The organism is Thalassolituus sp. LLYu03 (assembly GCF_050507655.1).
In the GTDB taxonomy this organism is placed as follows: Bacteria; Pseudomonadota; Gammaproteobacteria; order Pseudomonadales; family Oceanobacteraceae; genus Venatoribacter.
Map to the genome: position 1 here is coordinate 3,258,330 of NZ_CP191496.1, position 23,665 is coordinate 3,281,994.

Annotated in this window: 21 protein-coding genes and 1 tRNA gene; 11 read left to right on the forward strand and 11 right to left on the reverse strand. The window is 57.0% G+C overall.

Annotated elements, in window-relative coordinates; all coding sequences use genetic code 11:
- Positions 1–16 precede the first annotated feature (16 nt).
- Positions 17–607, reverse strand: coding sequence for an imidazoleglycerol-phosphate dehydratase HisB (hisB, locus tag ACQUQU_RS14490; protein WP_430460416.1), 591 nt, complete (start codon positions 605–607; stop codon positions 17–19).
- Between the two features lie 137 nt (positions 608–744).
- Between hisB and ACQUQU_RS14495 the strand changes: the two genes are divergently transcribed.
- The 6 genes from ACQUQU_RS14495 to ACQUQU_RS14520 all read left to right on the forward strand — a co-directional run bounded on the left by ACQUQU_RS14495 (position 745) and on the right by ACQUQU_RS14520 (position 6,131).
- Complete coding sequence (locus tag ACQUQU_RS14495; RefSeq protein ID WP_430460417.1) at positions 745–1,152, forward strand: acetyl-CoA sensor PanZ family protein; 408 nt, start codon at positions 745–747, stop codon at positions 1,150–1,152.
- Positions 1,153–1,264: 112 nt separating this feature from the next.
- Positions 1,265–1,888 (forward strand): MlaC/ttg2D family ABC transporter substrate-binding protein, encoded by a 624-nt coding sequence (locus ACQUQU_RS14500; protein ID WP_430460418.1) that lies wholly within the window; start codon positions 1,265–1,267, stop codon positions 1,886–1,888.
- Between the two features lie 289 nt (positions 1,889–2,177).
- Positions 2,178–4,595 carry an EAL domain-containing protein gene (locus ACQUQU_RS14505; protein ID WP_430460419.1) on the forward strand — a complete coding sequence of 806 codons (2,418 nt, stop codon included), beginning with the start codon at positions 2,178–2,180 and terminating at the stop codon, positions 4,593–4,595.
- A gap of 35 nt (positions 4,596–4,630) precedes the next feature.
- The gene (gene mutY / locus ACQUQU_RS14510; protein WP_430460420.1) at positions 4,631–5,698 is read left to right on the forward strand and encodes an A/G-specific adenine glycosylase; all 1,068 of its coding nucleotides are present in this window, start codon (positions 4,631–4,633) and stop codon (positions 5,696–5,698) included.
- On the forward strand, positions 5,695–5,973 hold the full coding sequence (locus ACQUQU_RS14515; RefSeq protein WP_430460421.1) for an oxidative damage protection protein: 279 nt from the start codon (positions 5,695–5,697) through the stop codon (positions 5,971–5,973). Before mutY ends, ACQUQU_RS14515 begins: the two co-directional genes overlap by 4 nt.
- Positions 5,974–6,055: 82 nt before the next feature.
- A tRNA-Phe gene (locus ACQUQU_RS14520) sits at positions 6,056–6,131 on the forward strand.
- Between the two features lie 184 nt (positions 6,132–6,315).
- Here ACQUQU_RS14520 and ACQUQU_RS14525 read toward each other — a convergent pair.
- The 4 genes from ACQUQU_RS14525 to ACQUQU_RS14540 form a co-directional block, all read right to left on the reverse strand.
- Positions 6,316–6,444, reverse strand: coding sequence for a hypothetical protein (locus ACQUQU_RS14525; protein WP_430460422.1), 129 nt, complete (start codon positions 6,442–6,444; stop codon positions 6,316–6,318).
- A gap of 121 nt (positions 6,445–6,565) precedes the next feature.
- On the reverse strand, positions 6,566–7,429 hold the full coding sequence (locus tag ACQUQU_RS14530) for an alpha/beta fold hydrolase (protein WP_430460423.1): 864 nt from the start codon (positions 7,427–7,429) through the stop codon (positions 6,566–6,568).
- Between the two features lie 27 nt (positions 7,430–7,456).
- Positions 7,457–9,436, reverse strand: a complete 1,980-nt coding sequence (locus ACQUQU_RS14535; protein ID WP_430460424.1) for a RecQ family ATP-dependent DNA helicase — start codon at positions 9,434–9,436, stop codon at positions 7,457–7,459.
- 22 nt (positions 9,437–9,458) lie between these two features.
- Positions 9,459–10,481, reverse strand: coding sequence for an AraC family transcriptional regulator ligand-binding domain-containing protein (locus tag ACQUQU_RS14540; protein WP_430460425.1), 1,023 nt, complete (start codon positions 10,479–10,481; stop codon positions 9,459–9,461).
- Between the two features lie 89 nt (positions 10,482–10,570).
- On the opposite strand from ACQUQU_RS14540, the gene ACQUQU_RS14545 reads away from it, so the two are divergent.
- On the forward strand, positions 10,571–11,437 hold the full coding sequence (locus ACQUQU_RS14545; protein WP_430460426.1) for a sterol desaturase family protein: 867 nt from the start codon (positions 10,571–10,573) through the stop codon (positions 11,435–11,437).
- Between the two features lie 57 nt (positions 11,438–11,494).
- Here ACQUQU_RS14545 and ACQUQU_RS14550 read toward each other — a convergent pair whose 3' ends face one another.
- From ACQUQU_RS14550 to ACQUQU_RS14565, 4 genes are all read right to left on the reverse strand, one after another.
- Entirely contained in the window at positions 11,495–12,028 is a 534-nt protein-coding gene (locus ACQUQU_RS14550; protein WP_430460427.1) for an SPOR domain-containing protein, read from the reverse strand.
- Between the two features lie 117 nt (positions 12,029–12,145).
- Entirely contained in the window at positions 12,146–13,831 is a 1,686-nt protein-coding gene (gene argS / locus ACQUQU_RS14555) for an arginine--tRNA ligase (protein ID WP_430460428.1), read from the reverse strand.
- 541 nt (positions 13,832–14,372) lie between these two features.
- Entirely contained in the window at positions 14,373–14,972 is a 600-nt protein-coding gene (locus ACQUQU_RS14560) for an FMN-dependent NADH-azoreductase (RefSeq protein WP_430460429.1), read from the reverse strand.
- A gap of 145 nt (positions 14,973–15,117) precedes the next feature.
- Positions 15,118–16,500 (reverse strand): ribonuclease J, encoded by a 1,383-nt coding sequence (locus ACQUQU_RS14565; RefSeq protein ID WP_430460430.1) that lies wholly within the window; start codon positions 16,498–16,500, stop codon positions 15,118–15,120.
- 167 nt (positions 16,501–16,667) lie between these two features.
- On the opposite strand from ACQUQU_RS14565, the gene ACQUQU_RS14570 reads away from it, so the two are divergent.
- Positions 16,668–17,396, forward strand: coding sequence for an AzlC family ABC transporter permease (locus ACQUQU_RS14570; RefSeq protein WP_430460431.1), 729 nt, complete (start codon positions 16,668–16,670; stop codon positions 17,394–17,396).
- Positions 17,393–17,722: a branched-chain amino acid transporter permease gene (locus ACQUQU_RS14575; protein ID WP_430460432.1), complete on the forward strand. Its 330-nt coding sequence runs from the start codon at positions 17,393–17,395 to the stop codon at positions 17,720–17,722. Before ACQUQU_RS14570 ends, ACQUQU_RS14575 begins: the two co-directional genes overlap by 4 nt.
- Before the next feature lie 2 nt (positions 17,723–17,724).
- Here the strand turns inward: ACQUQU_RS14575 and ACQUQU_RS14580 are convergent, their stop codons facing one another.
- Positions 17,725–19,689, reverse strand: a complete 1,965-nt coding sequence (locus ACQUQU_RS14580; protein WP_430460433.1) for a DUF2075 domain-containing protein — start codon at positions 19,687–19,689, stop codon at positions 17,725–17,727.
- Positions 19,682–19,912: a helix-turn-helix domain-containing protein gene (locus ACQUQU_RS14585; protein WP_430460434.1), complete on the reverse strand. Its 231-nt coding sequence runs from the start codon at positions 19,910–19,912 to the stop codon at positions 19,682–19,684. The genes ACQUQU_RS14580 and ACQUQU_RS14585 overlap by 8 nt, the downstream gene beginning before the upstream one ends.
- Positions 19,913–20,424: 512 nt before the next feature.
- On the opposite strand from ACQUQU_RS14585, the gene ilvD reads away from it, so the two are divergent.
- Positions 20,425–22,260 (forward strand): dihydroxy-acid dehydratase, encoded by a 1,836-nt coding sequence (ilvD, locus tag ACQUQU_RS14590; RefSeq protein ID WP_430460435.1) that lies wholly within the window; start codon positions 20,425–20,427, stop codon positions 22,258–22,260.
- A gap of 82 nt (positions 22,261–22,342) precedes the next feature.
- A complete protein-coding gene (locus ACQUQU_RS14595) occupies positions 22,343–23,662 on the forward strand; it encodes a hypothetical protein (protein WP_430460436.1) in 1,320 nt (439 codons plus the stop codon).
- Positions 23,663–23,665: the final 3 nt, after the last annotated feature.

Consider the following 23,665-nt stretch of genomic DNA (forward strand, 5'->3'; position numbering starts at 1 on the left):
TAAAATCCGTCAGGCCTTACAGGCAACCTTTGGTGGATGGCATTACGCCGGCCATACGCGGATCCAGCTCCAGCGCCATACGCAGGGCGCGGCCGAACGCTTTGAAAATGGTTTCGGCCTGATGGTGCGCATTGAAGCCTTTCAGGTTGTCGATGTGCAGGGTCACACCAGCGTGATTCACAAAGCCCTGGAAGAATTCCCAGAACAGCTGGGTATCCAGCTTGCCAATGGACGCGCGGGTAAATTCCACATTCATGTTCAGACCCGGACGGCCTGAGAAATCGATCACCACGCGTGACAGCGCCTCGTCCAGCGGCACATAAGAGTGGCCGTAACGCACGATGCCTTTTTTATCGCCAACCGCTTTGGCAAAGGCCTGACCCAGGGTGATACCAATGTCTTCCACACTGTGGTGGTCGTCGATGTGGTTGTCGCCTTTGCAGGTGATGTCGAGGTCGATCAGACCATGACGGGCAATCTGATCCAGCATGTGTTCCAGAAAAGGAACTCCGGTATCAAAGCGGGATTTACCGGTGCCATCAAGATTGATGGTCACGCTGATCTGGGTCTCCAGCGTATTACGCTCGACCGTGGCTGCGCGGGTCATGGGCTTGCTCCAACTCTCGCAAAATGGAAAGGAAAGCATTATAAAGCAAAGCGCCCAAGAAAGTAGGCCGTACTGCGACGGCCCAGCGTTTTAACAGCCCCGCAGTAACAGGCTGTACTTCCCACCGGGAGCCACCCGTGCCCGTAAGACTCGAACACATCCATCAGCCAACCGAGGCTGACTTCAACGACCTGAACAAAATCCACGCAGAAACGGCACCCGACGGCTTCCGTCCGGATGCGGCCTCTCTGCAGCAATTTCTGGCCGATGGTGGCTGGATCATGGCAGGCCGGTTCAACGACCGCATCATAGGGGCGGTGCTGGCCAAAGAAGGTGAACAGGGTGTCGTGATTTCTGACGCCGGCGTGCGCGCCATTACCCAACGCCGCGGCGTGATGCATCAGATGCTGCACCTGATGCAGCGCTGGGCCGATCAGCAACAGCAGAGCCTGCAGCTGGAGTCTGTGCCCGATTACCTGCAGGGCGCCCTGACGCGTCGCCACTTCCAACTGATAAACGGCATATTTATATACAATCCAGCATAAATGGCCGCATATGTTGCATGGATGCAACAAAATATTCACCCGCCCCCGCTTTTATTCATATTCCCCCCACGCCATACTGTGCCATCGGTTGAATATCCGGAGCCTTATAACTATGAGAATCGCGCTGCAGTCCGTGTCTGCATTCGTCCTGTTTCTGACCGCACTGGTGCTGGGTTCAGCCGCCATGGCCGCTGAAGCAAAAGCCCCGAAAGACGTTGTCACGGACGCTACCTACGGCATCATTGCTGAACTGAACAAACTGACCCCGGAAGAACGCACCGAAACGGAAGTGCGTCGTCTGGTAGAAACCTACATTGTGCCGGCCATCGATCAGGAAAAGATCGCCATGGGCGCACTGGGCAAGTACTGGCGCCGTGCCACCCCGGAACAGCGCTCGGCCTTTATTGAACGTTTCCGTGAACGTCAGATCCGCACCTACGCCGGCGCGTTCAAGGCGTTCAACGGCGAGCAGTTCGTGTTTGAAGACCCGCTGCTGAACGACACCAACGACAAAGCACTGGTGAAAGGCACCCTGAAGCAGAACAACGGCCAGACGGTGCCTGTCGATTTCCGTCTGTACTTCGACAAAGACACCAACAGCTGGCGCATCTACGACGCCGTGATTGCCGGCCTCGGCATGGTGAAAACCTACCGCGACCAGCTGAGCGAGCGTCTGCAGAACATCAGCATGAATGATCTGCTTGCGGAACTTTCCGCCGAGGATGTGAACAAATAAGACAGCAACTCTCTCCTTGCTGTTTTCCTCCCCCTTCCGACTGGCCCTTGTGGCCAGTTTTTTTTGCCTCAAACCTGACAACAGGGCCCGGACTTCCTAATCTTATAAAGTGATCAGCACCACAGGCTGCACCGCTTTCCGGATGCTGTGCTTGCATGGTGGGCGGCGGATTGCCACTATCAACCGTTCAGTTGTAACCATCTGCAGGATTCCATGACCAGCATTCAAGCCCGCGTTTGGCGCTTTATCTCCTTGCTGATTTCAGCACCGCCCGTGGCAGATACCCGTCATGATTAACATGCTCCGCGCCCAGACCCTGCGCCGCAAGCTGCTGATCATCGTCCTGATCATCACCGGCCTGACGCTGGTTTCATCCAATATGGCGTTCATCTCGCTGGAGTATTACCTCGCCCGTCAGGACGTGCAGAAGAAGATGGCGGTGCTCGGCGAAGTGATCGCCGGCCGGGCCACTGCCGCCCTCACCTTCAGCGACTACGACCTGCTGACCACCAACCTGAACACCCTGAAGGCCGACAGCAGCGTCATCCGCGGCTGTATTTATGCCGATCCTCAGACACTGGCGGCCAGCTATATTGCCGGCGACGAAACCCAGCCGTGTCCGAAGCAGCTGCACATACTGCAAACCAACAGTAACGTGAACTTCAGTCAGTTCTTTCCGATCCTGCTCGACGAAACCCCGATCGGCACGCTGTACATCGAGATCAGCCACAAAGACCTGATGCAGCGCATCAGCCAGTTCCTGATCTTTTCCGGTCTGATTCTGCTGGCGGCGGTGATTCTCTCGGTGCTTCTGGCCACCCGGCTGCAGGAAGTGGTGGCGCGTCCGATGCGCGATCTGAGCAACACCCTGCGTCACATCATGCTGCGCAAGGACTATTCGATCCGCGCCGACAAAGAGAATCACGACGAACTGGGCGATCTGGTCGACCTGTTCAATGGCCTGCTGCGCACGGTGGAAGAAGAAAACGCCTCGCTGAAAACCAGCGAAGAGCGCTTCCGCAAACTCACCGCGCTGTCGCCGGTCGGTATTTTTCAGGTCGATCCGAAACAGCGCCTGCAATACGTTAACCAGCGCTGGCGTGATATTCACGGTGTGCAGGATGAAATGCCCGGCCTGCAGGAATGGTTTGCCCGCATTCATCCCGATGATCTGGCCGCTACCCAACAGGCGTGGAACCGTCTGGTCTGTGAGCAGGAAAGCGTGGCGCTCGAGCTGCGTCTGCTGCGCCGCGACCAGAGCCCGATCTGGATTCAGCTGCTGGCCAGTGCCCTGCACGACCGCAACGGCGAACTGCTCGGCTACCTGGGTGCCATCTCTGATATTTCCGAACTGAAAGCCGCGCAGATCCAGATGGAAACGCTGGCCTTCTACGACCCGCTGACCGGTCTGGCCAACCGCCGTCTGTTCCGTAACCGCCTCGAAAAAGCGGTTAAAAGTGTATTGCGCTCCGGCTCGTCGATGGCGCTGATGTTCCTCGATATGGACCAGTTCAAGCGCGTAAACGACACCCTGGGTCACGACGCCGGCGATATTCTGCTGAAAGAAGTGGCCAACCGCCTGAGCAACACGGTGCGCGAAAACGACACCGTATCGCGCATCGGCGGTGACGAGTTCACCATTCTGCTCACCGACGTGCACCACACCTCCGACGTTTTAGTGGTCGCCGAGAAGCTGCTGTACGCCATGGCCAAGCCGATCCGCATCAAGGGTCAGGACATAGTCACCACCGTCAGTATCGGTATTACCCTGACGCCGGAAGATTCCACCGACGCCAATACCCTGATGAAAAACGCCGACCTGGCCATGTACCGCGCCAAAGAACTCGGCCGCAATAACTTCCAGTTTTTCTCCGAGGACATGAACCACTCCATCCTCGAACACCTGTCGCTGGAAAAAGAAATCAACGAGGCCATCGCCCGTCAGCAGTTCAGCCTGGTGTTCCAGCCGAAAATCAGCCTGTTCGATTTCGGCATTACCGGGGTCGAAACCCTGATCCGCTGGCAGCATCCGGAAAAAGGCATGATCACGCCCGACCGCTTTATTCCGGTGGCGGAAGAAACCGGCCAGATTCTTGAGATCGGCAGCTGGGTGCTGGAACAGAGCTGCCGCCAGATCAGCTCACTGATCCGCAGCCGGGTACTGCCAGCCAATGCCAAAGTGGCAGTTAACCTGTCGGCCCGTCAGTTCACCGACCCGTACCTGCTGCAGCGCATCCGCAACGTGCTGGAAATCACCGCCATTCCGCCTCAGTGTCTGGAGCTGGAGATCACCGAAAGCACCCTGATGGAAGACGTGGAATCGGCGATTCAGATCATGCAGGAAATCAAGAAAACCGGCGTCACCATCGCCATCGACGACTTCGGTACCGGCTACTCGTCACTGGCGTACATCAAGCGTTTCCCGATCGACGTACTCAAAGTCGACCGCTCGTTCGTGATGGATATTCCCGGCGACAAAAACGACATGGCCATCACCGCTGCGGTGATTGCCATGGCGCATAAACTGTCGCTGACTGTGGTGGCCGAAGGTGTGGAAACTCAGGAGCAGCTGCAGTTCCTGCGGCAGAACAACTGCGACGAAGGACAGGGTTACCTGTTCAGCCGGCCGCTGTCGCTGGGCCAGCTGCATCAGTTCCTGAGCGAAAGCGACCGCCTGCGCGAATCCGATACCCGTCAGGTGCAATGACGTATACTGTCGCCCCCTGATCCCGAACGGACATCATGAGCAAGGCGTTTACCTTCAGCGAAGCCGTGCTGAACTGGTACCACCAGCACGGCCGTAAAGACCTCCCCTGGCAGCAGGCTATTTCCCCCTACCGCGTGTGGGTGTCTGAAATCATGCTGCAGCAGACTCAGGTCACCACGGTTATCCCCTACTTTGAGCGCTTTATGCAGCGCTTCCCGGATGTACAGTCGCTGGCCTCCGCCGAGCAAGACGACGTTCTGCACCTGTGGACCGGGCTCGGCTATTACGCCCGCGGCCGTAATTTGCACGCCTGCGCCAAGCGCATCGTCAGCGATCTTAATGGCGAATTTCCGCGCTCGGTGGAGCAGCTCAGCGAACTGCCCGGCATCGGCCGCTCTACTGCCGCCGCCATCGCCTCCATCAGCATGGGCATTAACGCCCCGATTCTGGATGGCAACGTCAAACGAGTCCTGACCCGCTTCTTCGCCATCGACGGCTGGCCGGGTGAACTCAAGGTTCAGAACCGGCTGTGGACGCTGGCCGAAGAGCTGACGCCCGATCACAGCTCCCGCGAATATACTCAGGCCATGATGGACCTGGGCGCCACCCTGTGCACACGCAGCAAACCCGCCTGCGGCATCTGCCCGTTACAGCCACAATGCGCGGGCCTGCAGACCGGCAAGCCAACCCAGTTCCCGAACAGTAAGCCGAAAAAAGAGAAGCCGGTAAAAAGCACACTGCTGCTGATGGTGCGCAATCCCGATGGCCAATATCTGCTGCTGCAACGCCCGCAGCAGGGCATCTGGGGTGGTTTGTGGAGTTTTCCCGAGGCCGAAGACGCCGGTTCCGCCGAACGCTGGCTGACACAAACCCTGCCGGGCGTTCACTGGCGCAGCGAATGGCTGACCGCCTTCCGCCACACCTTCAGTCACTACCATCTGGATATTCAGCCACTGGTGTTCCACCTGCATGCACAGCCGTCGGCGGTGCGCGAAGCGCCTGACACCACACACTGGTATGATCCCGACCGCCCCAGCACCCTCGGACTGGCGGCACCTGTTAAAATGCTGCTCGACCGCCACAGCGCTGAGGACCTGCTATGACCCGCACCGTATTCTGCAAAAAGTACCAGCAAGAACTGGAAGGCCTGAGTGCCGCGCCATTCCCCGGCCCCAAAGGTGAAGACATCTACCTGAACGTGTCAGCCAAAGCCTGGGGCGAATGGACCGAGCACCAGACCCGCCTGATCAACGAGAAACACCTGAACATGATGGACATGCAGGCGCGCAAATATCTGACCGAACAGCGCGACCTTTTCTTCAGTGGTGAGGCCTTCGACAAAGCCGAAGGCTATGTGCCTGAAAATAAAGATAAATAATTTGAAACAGGCGCTTGACACCTGAAAGCGTTACGGGTTTAATACGCGCCACTCGACGAACACAAGATTGTGTCGAAGAGACGCCCAGATAGCTCAGTCGGTAGAGCAGGGGATTGAAAATCCCCGTGTCGGTGGTTCGATTCCGCCTCTGGGCACCACCAAATTCGAAAGGCCCGTACAGAAATGTACGGGCTTTTTTATTGCCTGCTATTTTTTATGTCTGTTGTTCAGGCGTCATCTCACGAGTTCGATTCACAAGACAACATTGTCGAACAGCAGAAACAAAAAAGCCCGCTTACGCGGGCTTTGTCGTAGCAGGATCTACCCTGCTTTCTATCAGACTCAGCTGATAATGATGAACGCGACGATGAACAAAAACAGGCTGCTGACCAGCGCGGCTGCAATGTGGATATGCAGCATCTGATTCTCACTGAGATCCTCTTTCTCCGGACCAAGCTCGTATAATTTCACGCCAGTCACTCCGAATGACCTTTAATGTCGTAATTTTAGAACAACATTGAACGGCTGTTCTGCCATTAGGAGTGATTTTTGTTGTTATTTTGTACGGGTTCTGTAACCCAGGCCTAACAGGTCAGCCGAACAGAAAATGCTCTACCGCATTGATCTGATCGCGGGCCATCAGCATAGGCGCATGGCCGATGCCGGGAAATTCGACCAACTGGGTATCCGGCCGTTGCAGCATGCTGCGCGCCGTGCCGGCCAGCAACAGGTCGGATTCACCACCGCGAATCACCAGCACAGGACAAGTCACTGCGTTCCACACAACGCTCAGGTCGATATCACCGGTTACCAGCGCAAAACCTTCGGCAATCGCCGGGTCGTAGCGCAGCCGTAACTGGCCTTCGCAGGGTTCGGTACCATGCTCGGCCAGATGACGCCACTGATCGTCCGTAAGCGGACCAAAGGGCGCCGCAACCACCCGCAGAAAGGCCTCCGCCGATGCAACCGAATCGAACAGTGGCGCCTTGCCAACGTACTGACCCAAACGCGCCAGCGCGGCATAGGGAATAAAAGGACCGACGTCGTTCATCACCAACCGGCGGATCATGCTGTCGGGCTGCGCAGCGAGCATCATGCCGATCAGCCCACCCATGGAGGTACCGACCCAATCACAGTCGTTGAGGCCTGTCTGGGCCGCCAGAGTCAGCAGCAGTTGCTGCATCTGCGCCAGATACAGGGGGTAGCCATAGAGCGCCGACTGAACCAGCCAGTCGCTGTCACCGCGCCCGAGCACATCCGGGCAGATCACCAGATACTCACCCGCCAGCCGCTCCGCCAGCGCGTCGAAATCGCGGCTGTTGCGGGTCAGGCCGTGCACGCAGATCAGCAGGCGCGTTGGTGTCTGCGTTGTGTCCGTCCAGCGCTGATACGCCATGCGCCGCGGCCCTTCCGGGGTCACCACCTGCAGGTACTCGGTACTTCGTTCCACACTCATAACATCTCCGGACTCCTTGCCCACCGATCAGCGGCGCTGCTGCACCCGAGCCAGCACCTGCGCGTATGGCCAGTGCTCCAGCTGCCCCATGGCACCCAGAGCACGGGCTTTGACCTTGCTCAGCCAGGGCACATGAATACCACATAAATACCGGGTTAACAGCTCGTCGCTGGCCGGCTGCCCGAAGGCGCCCTGAATGGCCTGCTCCAGCGGCGCGCACAGGGGCGCGATATCCAGCGTCAGTGCGGGCTGCTGAGCAGCGTCCGGCCAGGGCACAAACTGACCGCGACAGACTGAACAATGCCCGCAGTCGCTGTCGAGCGGCTGGGCAAAATAGGCGGCCAGCTGACGGCTTAAGCAACGCGGCTGGCGGAACAGATCGAGCATGGCGTGAATACGCGCGATCTCACTCTGCTGCTTGTGCAGAAAATGCTGATACAGCTCACCGGCGAGTTGCGGATTCATCAGCGCCGCTTCATGCACGCGGTAGACGTCGGTCATCTGCTTGCTTTCAAGCTGCAGCCAGCCGCGCTCCTGGCAGAACTCCAGTGCGCTCAGCGCGCGCACGCGCACCGGCACATCAGCGGCCGGCAGCGCTTTTTCCAGCGCCTCGGTATTTAAGCTGTACCACACCCGGCCTTTATCGCAGCTGCCGAGCAGGGTCTGCAAAAAGCCCTGTTGTTCCGGCTGAAAATGCGCCAGCAATTCCCCCTCAGTGACCGCCAGCCGGAATTTGTATTCGGCAAAATAGCTGTACAACGAGGTCAGCACACCGCGCATTTCCAGATTCACCAGCAGGGTTTTCAGCGGCAACAGGCGGACATTGCTGGCGGCCGACAGCGGTGTCATCAGCACTTCCCATTGCCCGCCGCTCTGCTGCGCACGGATGGTATCCAGCACCATGCCGATGCTGCCCTGCTCCGGCGTGTCGCCGTAGACAAAATTCTCGAGCACGGTCAGGCCGGAATCGTCGCCCAGCATAATGCAGTCCGACGCCTTGCCGTCGCGTCCGGCACGGCCGATTTCCTGACTGTAATTTTCGATGGATTTCGGCAGGTCGTAATGAATCACCTGACGGATATTGCTTTTATCGACGCCCATACCGAAGGCAATGGTGGCGACAATAACCGGGGTTTTTCCGGTCATAAAACGCTGCTGAATGCCTTCACGCGCACCGCTTTCCAGACCGGCGTGATAGGCCTCGACCGCAAAGGGTAAACGCCGGTTTAATTCGCTGGCGATTTCCTCGGCCGTGGCCTGCAGCGTGACGTACACAATGGCGGCAAAATCCTGCTGTTTTTCCGCACATTTCTGCGCCAGATAATTCAGCCACACCGCGCATTTTTCCAGCCGCTGCGCCGGCGCCGTCGGCTGCGCTAACAGGCGTAAATTCGGCCGGTAAAAACCGGTGCACACCACGTGCTGCGGCGCGATGGCAAAATGGCGGCGCATATCATCAATAACCGCTGTCGTGGCGGTGGCCGTCAGCAGCAAGACCTGCGGAATGCGGAAATCGCGGCAGTAATCGGGCAGCTTTAAATAATCCGGGCGGAAATTGTGGCCCCATTCGGAAATGCAGTGCGCTTCGTCCACCACCAGCAATGAGATGGGCACCTGCGCGATAAACTGTCGGAAGCGTTCGTTCTTCAGACGCTCGACCGACACCATCAGAATTTTCACCGTGCCGCTGCGCACGCCGTTCATCACCTCCTGCGTTTCGTCGCGGCTCTGGGTCGAGTCGATGGTCGCGGCGGCAATGCCTTTGCCGCGTAAAAACTGCACCTGATCCTGCATCAGGGCTAACAGAGGCGAAATCACCAGCGTTAAATGCGGCAGCATCAGCGCCGGCAGCTGATAGCACAGAGATTTACCGGAACCGGTCGGGAAAATCGCCGCCGCCGAATGACCGCTGAGCAGGGCCTCCACTACCGGCTGCTGACCCGGGCGCAGTGCGTTAAATCCAAAGTGCTGTTGCAGCACAGGCTGCCAGTCGTGCGTGGTTGTCATTGGCATCATCCGTTATGCCCGCTTACGAGCAGCGCAGTTGTTGACGAAACGCGAGCGGGCTCATGGCGCGCCAGCGGCGGAAAGCACGGGAAAACGTGCCCTGATTGCGGTAGCCGAGCAGCATAGACACTTCCAGCAGGCTCAGACTGTGGTCGGCCAGATACTGACAGGCCAGTTGTTCACGGGTGCGGTCGAGCAGCGCTTTCCAGGTCAGCTGCTTGGCATCGAGCCGCCGCTGCAGCGTGCGCACCGAACAGAACAGGCGCGGCGCCAGTGACTCGATGGTCGCTTCGCCCTCGGGCAGCACGCGTACCAGCTCGGCCTGCAGCTGCCGCAGAAATTCATCCGATTCGGGCACTGCCCGCAGCATGGACGACGCCTGTTCTTCCAGCAAGCCGCGCAGGCCCGGTTCGCCGCGCATTAACGGCAGGGTCAGCACCGACGCGGCAAACACCAACCGGATCTGCGGCTGACCGAACAGCACAGGACAGCCGAAAAATGCCTCCAGTGCCTGCCGGCGCTGCGCATCCGGCTGATGATGAAAATGCACGCTCAGCAGCGGCACATCGCGCACCAGGTGCTGACGGGTAATGGCCACCAGCGCGGCGATGGCCACTTCCTCTACCTGCGCCATGGCCGGTAACGGCTGCCAGCGAATGGACACGCACGGCGTATTGTCCTGCGCTTCAGCGCTGATCTGAGCGATCGACGCCCCGTAAAACAACTGCTCAAAGCGCTGATAACTCAACAGCGCCTGCCCAAGATTGTCGCAGGCCGCCGCCAGATAGCCGAGCACGCCGGTGTGGGCCAGCGTCACCAGTGAGGCCAGATCAAGCGTTGGCGCCCGGTCTTGCGGACGCAGGGCAAAGGCCTGCTCCAGCATGCGCGACCAGTCGGCGATGGGCACGTTGTCGGTCGGGCTGTAAGCCGCCACCGCCGCACGCAGCGCCGGCGCCTCGGCACCGACCCGGTCAAGCCAGTCGGTCAGCAGGCGGATCCAGCTGCCGGTTACGCGGATAATGCCGGCGGATTGAAGGGTTGGCATGAAATGCTAAAAACCTGGCACGTAAGCGTCATAAGAGTGGCCAGTTTCCCGGTAGATTGCAGACCCTGTCAAACCACCCGGAGAAAAAGATGGAAGACTTCTTACACGCTCTGTTGTTCATCGTGCTGGCCGGACCTGTGTTCTTTGCCGTGATGTTTGCCGAACGCGCCTGGCTGATCCGCCACGGCCGCGCCGACGCCTACGACCTGAAAGAATCGCTGGCCAACATCGGCACCGGCCTGATCTACAAAGTGCTGGATGCGTTGTCGGTGATTTTTATTGCCTCGACCGTGTATCTGGCCGTGCACGCCATTGGCCTGCAGTGGCAGTCACCATCGCCGTGGCTGAATTTCCTGCTGCTGATGCTGCTGATTGATTTCAGCTTTTACTGGGTACACCGCTTTATGCACACCGTGCGTTACGGCTGGGCCGGACATTGGGTGCACCACAGTTCAGAACGCTTTAATTTTTCCACCGCCCTGCGCCAGACGCCGGTGGTGTCGTTCAACGGCATTATGCTGGTCGCCATGCTGCCGGCGGCACTGGTGGGCTTCAGCCTGCAGCACGCGGTGATCGCGCTGGAACTGAATCTGTTTTTTCAGTTTTTTGTGCACACCGAAGTGGTGCGTAAACTGCCGCGCTGGTCTGAATGGGTATTTAATACGCCGTCGCATCATCGCGTGCATCACGGCAGCAACCCGAAACAGATCGACACCAATTTCGCCGGCATGCTTATTATCTGGGACCGTTTATTCGGAACCTTTGTCGATGAGAAAGACGCCGGTGAAATCCGCTACGGTGTGAATTTCCGCCCGGCCACCACCCTCAACCCGCTGCGGCTGGTGATCGCGGAATTCGTCAGCATGTGGCGCGATGTTGTGCATTACCGCGATATCCGCATTCTGTGGAAACACCCGTCGTGGGTGGAAGAAGTGTACGGCCGTAACCGCAGTTAAAGCGGAAAAGCGGAAAAGCGCCCATAAAAAAACGCCTCAGATGAGGCGTTTTTTTATTTATTTCTTCAGCGGCTCTTTCACCACCAGCGGGCTGATGCTGCGCTCGGCGAGAATGTCCTGCGCCTTGTTCATTTTCGAGCGGTCCGTGAAAGGACCAACAAACACCCGGTGCCAGGTGGTGCCGTTCACCGTGCTTTCCTGACGGTAGGCGGTTAACCCTTCGAGCAGCAGACTGGCGCGCATGCGTTCGGCATCTTCAGCATTGCGGAATGAACCGGCCTGCAGACGATACTGATAAGTCTCGTTGTCTTTTGGCGTCGAATGATAGGCATCCACTTCCGGTACTTCGACCGTCTGCTTTTCCAGCAGCTTGTAGAATTCGTAGCTCTGCTTATCGACCTGCCTGGCGGTTTCTTCTTTGGCTTTTTCCACACCCTGCTGCAGCACTTTGCGCGCGTCGCCTTTTACCGCATCCAGCTCGTCGCCGGACGGAATGGTGGATAAAAACAGAATAAAACCGATAAAAGCCACGGCCAGAGTTGGGGTGGTGATCCAGACCCACTTCGGAATATGGCTTGAGCTGTCTGACATGCTGCTACCTGCAATGAATGATGAAAGCGGAGTTCAGTTCAGGGAATTCAGAGGCAAGGCCCGGAGAACCCGGGCCAGACTTTAACGCATTTTGGCCGCCAAAGTAGCGGCCATTCGTTACATTTCTTCCGGACTTGAGACGCCCAGCAGATTCAGACCATTGCTGATCACCTGACGCACGGCTTCGGCCAGCGCCAGACGGCCGTTACGCAGGGCTTCGTCTTCAACCAGGGTTTTCTCAGAGTTGTACCAGGCGTGGAAATCGCCGGCCAGCTCACGCAGGTAAGTCGCGACCATGTGCGGCTCGTTATTGTTGGCGGCGTTTTTCACCACCTCAGGGAAACGGCCCAGTTTCACAATCAGTTCTTTTTCGGATTCCAGCTCCAGCGCGCTCAGTGACGCCAGACCCGCTTCCACATTCCAGCTCTGACCGGCTTCGGCCAGCTTGCGGAAAATAGAGCACACACGGGCGTGGGCGTACTGGATGTAGTACACCGGGTTATCGGACGACTGCGAACGCGCCAGATCGATATCGAAGGTCAGCTGGCTGTCGGCTTTACGCGCGGCCAGGAAGTAACGGGTCGCATCACGGCCCACTTCGTCGATCAGGTCGCGCAGGGTGACGTAACTGCCGGCACGCTTGGAGATTTTCACCTCTTCGCCGCTGCGCATTACGGTTACCATCTGGTGCAGCACGTAGTCAGGCCAGCCCTGTGGGATACCGGTATTCAGCGCCTGCAGACCGGCACGCACACGGGTGATGGTGCTGTGGTGGTCTGCGCCCTGTTCGTTCACCACGCGGGTGAAGCCACGGTTCCATTTGTCGAGGTGGTAGGCCACGTCCGGTACGAAATAGGTGTAGCCGCCGTCGGTTTTACGCATCACGCGGTCTTTGTCGTCACCGAAGTCGGTGGTGCGCAGCCACAGGGCGCCGCCGTCTTCGTAGGTGTAGCCGTTGGCGATCAGGCGCTGTACCGCGTCTTCGACTTTGCCATCGCTGTACAGGGAGGATTCGAGGAAATACACATCGAAGTCCACGGCGAAGGCTTTCAGATCCAGATCCTGTTCACGACGCAGATAAGCCACGGCGAAGTGACGGATGGCGTCCAGATCGTCGGCGTCTTTGGCGCCCGTGTAGCTCTGGTCAGCGGATTCGACGGTGTCGCCGTTCATGTAGCTGGTCGCCAGATCGACGATGTAATCGCCACGGTAGCCGTCTTCCGGCCAGCCTGCGTCGTCCGGGGTCAGACCTTTGCAACGCGCCTGTACCGACAGCGCCAGATTGTTGATCTGCGCACCGGCGTCGTTGTAATAAAACTCACGGGTCACTTCCCAGCCGGTGGCTTCCAGCAGACGACAGATACAGTCGCCCACCGCGGCACCACGGCCGTGACCAATGTGCAGCGGGCCGGTCGGGTTAGCGGATACGAATTCCACCTGCACTTTGCGGCCAGCGCCATCGTTGTTGCGGCCGTAGGTGTCTTTCTGTTCCAGAACGGCTTTTACCAGGCTCGCGGTCGAGGCGTCGCTCAGGTAGAAGTTAATAAAACCAGGACCGGCGATTTCCACCTTGGCCACCAGATTATTGACCGGCAGCGCATCCACCAGCGCCTGCGCCAGTTCACGCGGATTCTTACCGGCGGGTTTCGCCAGCATCATCGCCAGATTGGTAGCGAGGTCGCCGTGGGCCTTGTCGCGGGTGTTTTCGATCTGGATACGGGGTTCGAGATCGGCGGGAAGGGCTCCCTGACTCTTAAGAGCGGTAACAGCGGCAGACAGCAGCTCGGCAATTTGCGGTTTCATAGGGGAAATCAGACCTGATCAGGATGTGTTCAGTTATGCATTCGGAAGGCGCGGGATTATCGCAAAAATGGCCCGGCGGGTGAAGCAAACAAACCGGAGGGCAAACCACGGCCACTGTGCACAAAGGGCGGTTATGCAGACCCTGTCCAGAGATAACCCACAAAGTTATCCACAAACAAAGAACAAGCACTTAGCATCGCTTTCTAAGGACATAACACAGAAAGATGCGATACCCAACTGATTTAAATACAAAAAATCACTTGCCAACCCTTGCCACGGCTGACCTCAGCCGGCGAAGCAAACGGGCGTTTAAAAATTCACCGATCTGAGCACGACGCCCGCATAGCAGGCGATTCAGCACCTTACCCAAAAGTTTTCCAGAAAGTTATCCACAGAAATCTTGGATAAAAACCACAATAACGTTTCACTCACCGCTCAGACTCTGAGCAGAAAGGCACACAAGGCTTCACAGAAAGACACGCAGCGCGTTTGAGCGGGCACAAAAAAAGGCGCCGCAGCGCCTTTTTTCACATCACAGCACTTACACCAGTGCGGCGATCTCAGCCGACGCTGATTCCAGCGCCTTGCCTTTCACTTCGTCGCCCATGTTCAGGCCTTCGGCGTGAATCATGGTCACATCGGACAGACCAATGAAGCCCAGAATGGTCTTGATGAACGGGGTCTGGCTGTCCAGTGGGGTGTCTTTGTAGAAACCACCGCGGGCGGTGATCACGTACACAGGCTTGGATTCCAGCAGGCCTACCGGGCCGGTTTCAGTGTACTTGAAGGTCACACCGGCGCGGCACAGGTGATCCAGGTAAGACTTCAGCTGCGCCGGAATGGTGAAGTTGTACATCGGCATACCGAGAACAATGGCGTCGGCGTCTTTGATTTCCTGAATCAGGGCGTCGGAGTAAGCCACCACTTCGTTCTGCTCTGCGGTGCGGCTTTCGGCCGGCGTGAACAGCGCGCTGACACGGGCAGCGTCCAGATACGGTGGCACATCGGTGGCCAGATCACGCACAACAACGGCGGCGTTGTCGTGGCTTTCTTTCCAGCGGTTAATGAATTGCTCAGCCAGCTGACTGGACTGGCCGTGGTCACCAAAGATACTGCCTTTTACATAAAGAAGGGTCGCCATTGGAATTCTCCGTCAGTGCGTTGGAATATGGTGACCATGATGCGCTTCGGAAAAACCGTAAAAAATCTCAAAAAATGGAAGTTCTTGTTCTAATTTTTCGTTTAATCAGCGCCAGACGGCCCGAACGGAATATCACAAAACCCGCTCAGACCACCTTCACCAGCTTGCCCTTCTCCCAGCCCAGCCGCCCGGTGGCGACCTTCTGCCGCTGAATACCGGCCACCGGCGCCAGCATAAACAAATCGCCATTGCGCCCGGTGAGCGCGCGCGGCACGCCGCGGCTTTTCGCCAGTTCGGCGTGCGCACGCATGTGTTCGTCTTCGCCGTGCACCGGAATTGAGATTTCAGGCTGCACCCAGGAATACAGGGTTTCCAGTTCGCGCTGGGCCGGGTGGCCCGAGGCATGAATCGGCAGTGTCGCGTTATCTACAGTAATCACTTCCACGCCCAATGCCTGCAGCTGCTGAATCAGACCACCAATGGCTTCTTCGTTACCCGGAATCGGACGCGCACTGAAAATCACCCGGTCGCCGGGCTCCAGCTCAAAATCGGGGTGCGTGCCCGACGCCAGACGGCGCAGCGCGGTACGCGGTTCGCCCTGACTGCCGGTGGCCACTGCCAGCACTTCATGGCGCGGCAGATAACCCAGATGCCCGGTATCCACAGTGCCGGCACTGTAAGGCCAGACGCCGGCGCGCTTACCGCACTGGAACATATTCACCAGCGAGCGCCCGTACAGCCCCATATAACGGCCGGTGTCGTCGGCGATGTGCGACAGCGTCAGCAGGCGGGCAATATTGCTGCCGAAGCAAGTCACAATCACTCGCCCCGGCGCACTTTCGATGTAATGACGCAGGCCTGCGTATAAATCGGCTTCCGACGCCGAGTGACCATTCACTGTGGCGTTGGTGGAATCGCACACCATGGCGCGCACGCCTTCGGCCGCCAGCCGGGTGAAGGTTTCTTCTTTATAGCCGTGGCCCACCAGTGGATCGGGGTCGAGCTTCCAGTCGCCGGTATGGAACACATTACCCGCCGGGGTGCGGATCATCAGCGCATTCGGGTCGGGAATGGAGTGAGTCAGCGCTAACCACTGCACATCAAACGGGCCGATCTGCAGACGCTCGCCGGTCTCGGGCACAATGATTTTTACCCGATGCAGCAAGGCGTGTTCGGCCAGCTTTTTCTTCAGCACCTCGGCGGTAAAACGCGTGCAGTACACAGGGCAACGCAACTGTTCCCACAGGTAAGGCACCGCGCCGATATGGTCTTCGTGGGCGTGAGTAATAATCAGCCCGGCCAGACGGTCGCGGCGTTCGGCGATAAAAGAGGGGTCCGGCATCTGGATTTCCGGCTCACCGGAATGATGACGGGTGCCATCGGCGCTGACGCGTCCCGGCTTGGGGAAGGTGACACCGCAATCGACCATCAGCCACTGGCCGTCATGACCGTAGAGGTTCATGTTCATGCCGATCTCGCCGGTACCGCCAAGGGGAAGAAACAACAGATCCTGAGCTGTGGGCGTCATGACAAATCCGGGCATGGTTCGCGGTGGAGGAAGGCGCAGTATACCCGCCTGTGCGGCACGGCCGTCAGTGAATTACGCGCTGAAATAATGCGTTCACAAAGAGCCCCTTGTTCCGTCAGGCCGGCACAGCCAGAATCAGCGCCTTTTTGCTGATGCCGGATACCCCATTGAGCCCGACCCCGTCCCTGAATGCGCTGGTGCTGCGCACATCCCTGCCCGTGCTGTTTGGCTATGTGCCACTGGGCGCCGCCTTTGGCGTGCTGTTTGCGGAACTGGGTTATCACTGGTCGTTTGCCACCCTGATGTCGCTGACGGTGTACGCCGGCGCCGCACAATTTCTGGCGGTCGGCTTGCTCGCCAATCACGCCGGACTGATGGAAATTGCCGTGGCGACCTTTCTGCTCAATGCCCGTCATATTTTTTATGGTCTGTCGGCCATGAGCCAGCTGCAGAGCAAAGGCGTCCGCCGGCTGTATCAGATATTCAGCCTGACCGATGAAACCTACTCGCTGCTAACCTCCACCCGCTTGCCTGACGGCGTCAGCAAAGCTGGTTTTCAGCTGCGACTGGCGGCCGTGCACCAGATTTACTGGGTTGCCGGCAGCACCCTCGGCGCCTGGCTGGGCAGCCAGCTGAGCTTCCCCACTGATGGCATCGCCTTTGTACTACCCGCCCTGTTTATGGTGCTGACCATCGAACAGTACAAACACCTGCGCGATGTACGCCCCTTTATTGCCGCGCTGGTCATAGGGCTCGGCACCCTGTTGCTGATCAGCCGTGATCAGGTGCTGCTGATCGCCATTCTCATGAGTCTGAGCGTATTACTGCTGCAATACGCCGCGCGCAGCACCCGCCTGAGCCGACGCGCAGCGGCACCCGCGGAGCGCCAGCCATGAACGACAACCTGCTGTACCTGACGCTGGCCATCGCCGTGATGGCCGCCGTGACCTTCCTCACCCGCGTACTGCCATTTGTGGTGCTGTATAAAGTGGCGCACCACCCACTGCTGGAACATCTGGGCCGCTATTTACCGCCCATGGTGATGGTGCTGTTGCTGGTGTATTCGTTTAAAAACGACATTGCCTGGTCGGCGGATTTTCTGCCTGAGCTGGGCTGCCTCACACTGGTTGCCGCCCTGCACCTCGCCTTCCGGCAGGCGCTGGTCAGTATTGTGGGCGGCACAGCGGTGTATATGGCGCTGGTGCAGATGGGGCTGGGTTGAGACTAGTTCGCCAGCTCATCGAAACCGCAAGCCAATAAGTAGCGATAAGTTTCGTCATAGTGCGCGGGTAACCGCGTTTCATCGTCATCGCTACCCACCGGAACGTATATCACCATACCCTGCCGGGCTCTGGTTAAAATGACGCGATAAGCATTTTCAAGATGGCGCTTAACCTCGTCCTGATTGCGCCGTTGCCATTTGCTGCCCTTAAAATTCCAATGCTCAAATTGGCCGTTTTGATAGCGATAGTCTGCATCCCAGCCAACGATACACCAGTCTAATTCAAGGCCTTGAACAACAAATTCTGTTGCCGCTTCTTCCAGTATATTGGAGCTGCGTACATCGTCCTGCTCACTCAGAAACCACTTCTCTGGAACTAAGGAATCAGGAGCAAAAAAGCCGGTCGCACGAAGTCTCTTTCCGCTGGATGATGACAGCATTCCCTTGCTTTCTAACGCTTTAGCTTTGCTCTTCAACCACGCTTTTGCCACATCAAGATCTCTGGTGATCTTAATGGGATATTTAGCTTTAAAATCATCAGCCTCTTTACGTGCGCGCTTAGGTTCATTCTGAATCAACGAGTGAATGAATGAAGATACTGAGTCCGCCCGAAATGAACGTAATGAGGTTTTAAGATGAAGTTCTTCCAATTTCAGCCAGTTAGAACTACTTGAATAGCCATCAGAGGAAGCGCCCGAATAGCTTTTGTCGGTCAATTGATCGGCATAGTAAACGCACCATTCAGGATGTTCACTAATAGCTTCAAACCATCCGACAACACCAGCCTCGCCGCGATTAATTTCTTGGCCGCCGCCAATTAAAACAATAACAACGCACCAGTCTTCATGGCGATTCATTACATTAATCAGAAACTGGGGTTCAGACTGATTAAAGTTTCTCTGACCTCGCTTGGACTCCATAAATTTCTTAGTTGCATTGAGATCCCATGCCCGCTGCGCCTCGTCGAAAATCACAACTTTTTCGTTTGGGGCGCCACTATCAGCCAGCGCATCGTCCCTAAAGTGATGAATATTCTGAATGTATGCGGCCACTTCACGCTTTGCATCATCAGCTTTGCAGTCGGGATTTCTCTTTCTCTTATCCCGAGCCAAGGCTTCTCTTAGAACCGCAACCAAAGGTCCATTGCCTGAGAGGAAAACGGCTGACTCGCTACCACGATCAGACCGAGTAGCTACATCTAAACCGACGAGTGTCTTTCCTGCGCCGGGAACGCCAGTAACAAAGCAAATAGACTTCTGCTTATTGATACGCGTCTGGTGAATGATTTCTTGAATCTTCTTGGTCGTCACTGAAAGGTTTTCGACCCCAGCTTCGGTTCTCGATATTTCTTCAACACGGTGATTAGCGTAGAGCGCCTGAGCGGCCTGAATGATCGTTGGACTTGGCTTATAAGAAGAATTAATCCATGCGTTATAGTCAGAAGTTGAACTCGATAATGGATCAAACTTTACGAGCGCTGCCTCGATGATTCTGCCTATATTTTCTCCACTGGATTCGACAATACCAGCGACGAGCTGATCGTCTACATCCAATGAAAAATCGCTTTTTTTAGCGGAGGTAGCGACAAGAATGGGAACGATAACCCGCTGCTCGCTACCTTGATGAAAGTTTTTCAAATCATAGGCGTAACTCAACGTCTGTAGAGCATCACCTCTAAAAAACGCTTTCGAACCGACTTTAAATTCGAGTACAAAAATAACGCCACGAACGAATACAACGACATCCGCCCGCTTTCCCATGCGTGGTATCAAGAACTCAAAGTGAATGTATCCGTCCTCGTAGGCTTCGAGCTGAGACTGCAATATCTCGATTTGCTCTTTCCAGGCATTTCGCTGCTGAAAGACAATGTCTTGGGTATGGTATTCGGTGAGTTTGCCGATAATTTCATCGACAGAGAACTGAAGAAAGGAGTCTATTCGAGCACTAAAGTAGCTACGGTTAATCATGGCTACTCTCTGTGAAATCCATCAAGTCTGACAAAGGCAACTCAAGCGCCAGCGATAACTTCTTAAGGTTAATCAAACTGACATTGCGAAGCCCGCGCTCAACCCCGCTGATATAGGTGCGATCTAAACCTGCCTTTAACGCCAAGGCCTCTTGGCTTATCGCCTTTTGGGCCCGCAATGTTTTTAGATGAACTCCAAATGCTTTCAGTAAAGCGTCTTCCATATCAGCCCCCCGATAAAGGGCTGATCATTGAAGTTTGATGCCTATAGATCTACGGACTATGAGTCACATATCAATAAAACAACGAAGCGGCCGCTTTGGGCTGTATTCAATACTCACAACTCCCCACCACCTTACCCCCAAACTTATCCACAAAACCATTCACTGCTATCTCGCTGCCAAGCCTTGACATCCCACCTCAGGCTTTTCTGCCAAGCTGCTGAATCTGTTACAAAAAACAAGAACAAAACCCTTGCCACTACTGGCCTTTTCTGCGGCCATCCGTTTTCCTGCCCAAGCGGTCAAACTTTCAGCAATCTGACCTCGTGGCCCGAATTGTCTTGTTTGCAGGCATTCATCCAGAAGTTACTCACAAAGTTATTCACAGAATCTGGGCATAAGTCGGGGTAAAGTGCCGGAGGAACTGGCGATAAAATCCACAGATGAGCATTTGCCCTGCGGCTGATACAATGTGCGCCTTTCTTTTTTCAGCCGTTGATCAGACGAGAGACACCATGCCTGAATACCGTTCCAAGACCTCCACCGGCGGCCGCAATATGGCGGGCGCCCGCTCGCTGTGGCGCGCCACCGGGATGAAAGACGAGGACTTCCAGAAGCCGATCATTGCCGTTGTTAACTCTTTCACTCAGTTCGTTCCGGGCCACGTGCACCTGAAAGATCTGGGTCAGCTGGTTGCACGCGAAATCGAAAAAGCCGGTGGTGTGGCGAAAGAGTTCAACACCATTGCGGTGGACGACGGTATCGCCATGGGTCACGACGGTATGCTGTACAGCCTGCCATCGCGTGAAATCATCGCCGACTCGGTGGAATACATGGTGAACGCGCACTGTGCCGACGCCATGGTGTGTATTTCCAACTGCGACAAGATCACCCCCGGAATGCTGATGGCTGCTCTGCGCCTGAACATCCCTGTGGTGTTTGTGTCCGGTGGTCCGATGGAAGCCGGTAAGACCAAGCTGTCTGAACACAAGCTCGACCTGGTTGACGCCATGGTAATCGCCGCTGACAGCAGCGCGACCGACGAACAGGTTGCTGAATACGAGCGCAGCGCGTGTCCTACCTGTGGTTCCTGCTCCGGTATGTTTACCGCCAACTCCATGAACTGCTTAACCGAAGCCATTGGTCTGTCTCTGCCGGGCAACGGTACTGTGGTGGCAACGCACGCCGACCGCGAACAGCTGTTCCTGAAAGCGGCGCGTCTGATCGTGGAAAACACCAAGCGTTATTACGAACAGAATGACGAGTCGGTACTGCCACGTTCGATTGCCAGCTTCAAAGCGTTTGAAAACGCCATCACGCTGGACATCGCCATGGGCGGTTCCACCAACACCATCCTGCACCTGCTGGCCGCTGCGCAGGAAGCCGAAGTCGATTTCGATCTGAAAGACATCGACCGCATGAGCCGCGTCGTACCGCAGCTGTGCAAAGTGGCGCCGAACACCCCGAAATACCACATCGAAGACGTACACCGCGCCGGTGGCATCATGGGTATTCTGGGCGAGCTGGAACGCGCCGGTCTGCTGCACGCCGACCTGCCGACCGTGCATGCGCCAACCATGAAAGACGCGCTGGATCAGTGGGACATCATGCGTAACCCAACCCCGGAAGTGGTTGAGTTCTTCAAGGCAGGTCCTGCCGGCATCCCGACCCAAACTGCGTTCAGTCAGTCTACCCGCTGGCCAACTCTGGACGGCGACCGCGCCAACGGTTGTATCCGCGACCTCGAGCACGCGTTCTCGAAAGAAGGCGGTCTGGCGGTTCTGTACGGCAACATCGCCGAAGACGGCTGTGTGGTGAAAACCGCCGGTGTGGACGATTCCATTCTGCTGTTCGAAGGCAAAGCCAAGATTTTCGAATCTCAGGACAGCGCGGTAAAAGGCATCCTGGCGGACGAAGTTCAGGCCGGCGACGTGGTGATCATTCGCTACGAAGGCCCGAAAGGTGGCCCGGGCATGCAGGAAATGCTGTACCCGACCTCTTACCTGAAATCCAAAGGTCTGGGCAAAGTGTGCGCCCTGCTGACCGACGGTCGTTTCTCGGGCGGTACCTCTGGTCTGTCCATCGGTCACGCCTCTCCGGAAGCGGCGGCGGGCGGTGCCATTGGTCTGCTGAAAGATGGCGATCCGATCAAGATCGACATTCCGAACCGCACCATCGACGTGCTGCTGAGCATGGAAGAACTGTCTCACCGTCGTCATGAGCAGGACAAAAAAGGCTGGAAACCAGCGGAAGAGCGCCCACGTAAAGTGAGCACCGCTCTGAAAGCCTACGCCAAGTTCGCCACCAGCGCCGACAAAGGCGCCGTTCGCGACAAGAGCCTGCTCGACTGAGCGTAACCTTACACACAAGGTTCGTTTCAGCCTTTATAATGCCCGCAAATTTGCGGGCATTTTCGTTTCTAAGGAGTCTGAGTTGATTAAGCGCTGTATCCCCCTGCTGGCCGTTGGTGTGCTGTTACTGAGTGGCTGTGCCAGTCAGAAGCTGGCCGATCAGGATTCCCTGACCGCCCAGTCGTCGGCCAAAGCCAGTGAATTCGGCAGCGACAGTGAGCGCGCGCTGGAACAGGCTCAGGCCGCCTACAAGCAGGCGGTGGACGAAGAGCTGGCGTTCTACGCCCCGCTGCATATGAAGCAGCTGGAAGCCGCGCTGAAAGAAGCCCAGCAAGCCGAACTGGCCGGCCAGGCCGGTAACAGCGTGCAGGCCTCTGCCCGCGTGATGACCTTGCTCGATAACGGTCTGAAAAACAAAACCACCGCCCTGCAATTGCTGGCGCCTGTGTTTACCCAGAAAGACGTGCTCGACGGCATTAAAGCCGGCAACGTGCTGCCAAAAGACTACCGCGACCTGATCGACGACCTGAGCGATCTGATCGCCCTGATCGAAGCCGGTCAGTCGGCCAAGGCCATGGAAAAATCCGCCGGCCTGATCACCGACATGAAAGAGCTGGAACTCGACACCATGCTGGCGCTGCACTGGCAGCCGGCGATGGATACGCTGGATAAAGCCGAAGACGAGGACGCCGACGACACCGCCGCCGCGACCTTCCGTAAGGCGGAAGACAAGGTAGACGAAGCCGAACTCTTTATCCGCGCGCATTACAGCGACCGTCTGCAGTCGGAAACCATTGGTCTGGACGCCCTGCGTTCTGCCCAGCACGCGCTGTTTATTGGCCGTGAAGCCAAACGCCTGCAACGTCTGAGCGCCGAACAGGCCGAACAGGCGGCGCTGAAACAGGAAGACCTGCTGCACCAGATTGCCCTGACCGCCGGCGCCGGCGATATGCGTCATATGGCGTTTAAAGATCAGACTCTGGCGATTATTCAGTACATTCAGGAAGACCAGCGCGCCCGTCAGACCCAGCAAGCCCGCACGCCGGTCAGCGCACCGGCTGCGGCAGAAGCCGCGGTGGTAGAAAACGCGGTGGTAGAAAACGCGGTGGTAGAAAACGCGGTGGTAGAAACGGCTGAAGATGAAGCCGCTGTGGTTGAAGCGGCGGAAGAAACTGCACCAGAAACTCCGGCCGTTGAAACTCCGGCAGTGGAAACTCCGGCTGTTGAAACTCCGGCTGTTGAAACTCCGGCTGTTGAAACTCCGGCTGTTGAAACTCCGGCTGTTGAAACTCCGGCTGTTGAAACTCCGGCTGTTGAAACTCCGGCTGTTGAAACTCCGGCTGCTGAACCTGCCGCAGCCACTCCGGTATCAGAAGACTCTCAGCCTGCCAGCGCAGGCTGAGTT

Coding starts and splice junctions, on each gene's coding strand:
- hisB (WP_430460416.1), bottom strand. CDS start 607: ATGACCCGCGCAGCCACGGTCGAGCGTAATACGCTGGAGACCCAGATC.
- ACQUQU_RS14500 (WP_430460418.1), top strand. CDS start 1,265: ATGAGAATCGCGCTGCAGTCCGTGTCTGCATTCGTCCTGTTTCTGACC.
- ACQUQU_RS14505 (WP_430460419.1), top strand. CDS start 2,178: ATGATTAACATGCTCCGCGCCCAGACCCTGCGCCGCAAGCTGCTGATC.
- mutY (WP_430460420.1), top strand. CDS start 4,631: ATGAGCAAGGCGTTTACCTTCAGCGAAGCCGTGCTGAACTGGTACCAC.
- ACQUQU_RS14515 (WP_430460421.1), top strand. CDS start 5,695: ATGACCCGCACCGTATTCTGCAAAAAGTACCAGCAAGAACTGGAAGGC.
- ACQUQU_RS14530 (WP_430460423.1), bottom strand. CDS start 7,429: ATGAGTGTGGAACGAAGTACCGAGTACCTGCAGGTGGTGACCCCGGAA.
- ACQUQU_RS14535 (WP_430460424.1), bottom strand. CDS start 9,436: ATGACAACCACGCACGACTGGCAGCCTGTGCTGCAACAGCACTTTGGA.
- ACQUQU_RS14540 (WP_430460425.1), bottom strand. CDS start 10,481: ATGCCAACCCTTCAATCCGCCGGCATTATCCGCGTAACCGGCAGCTGG.
- ACQUQU_RS14545 (WP_430460426.1), top strand. CDS start 10,571: ATGGAAGACTTCTTACACGCTCTGTTGTTCATCGTGCTGGCCGGACCT.
- ACQUQU_RS14550 (WP_430460427.1), bottom strand. CDS start 12,028: ATGTCAGACAGCTCAAGCCATATTCCGAAGTGGGTCTGGATCACCACC.
- argS (WP_430460428.1), bottom strand. CDS start 13,831: ATGAAACCGCAAATTGCCGAGCTGCTGTCTGCCGCTGTTACCGCTCTT.
- ACQUQU_RS14560 (WP_430460429.1), bottom strand. CDS start 14,972: ATGGCGACCCTTCTTTATGTAAAAGGCAGTATCTTTGGTGACCACGGC.
- ACQUQU_RS14565 (WP_430460430.1), bottom strand. CDS start 16,500: ATGACGCCCACAGCTCAGGATCTGTTGTTTCTTCCCCTTGGCGGTACC.
- ACQUQU_RS14575 (WP_430460432.1), top strand. CDS start 17,393: ATGAACGACAACCTGCTGTACCTGACGCTGGCCATCGCCGTGATGGCC.
- ACQUQU_RS14580 (WP_430460433.1), bottom strand. CDS start 19,689: ATGATTAACCGTAGCTACTTTAGTGCTCGAATAGACTCCTTTCTTCAG.
- ACQUQU_RS14585 (WP_430460434.1), bottom strand. CDS start 19,912: ATGGAAGACGCTTTACTGAAAGCATTTGGAGTTCATCTAAAAACATTG.
- ilvD (WP_430460435.1), top strand. CDS start 20,425: ATGCCTGAATACCGTTCCAAGACCTCCACCGGCGGCCGCAATATGGCG.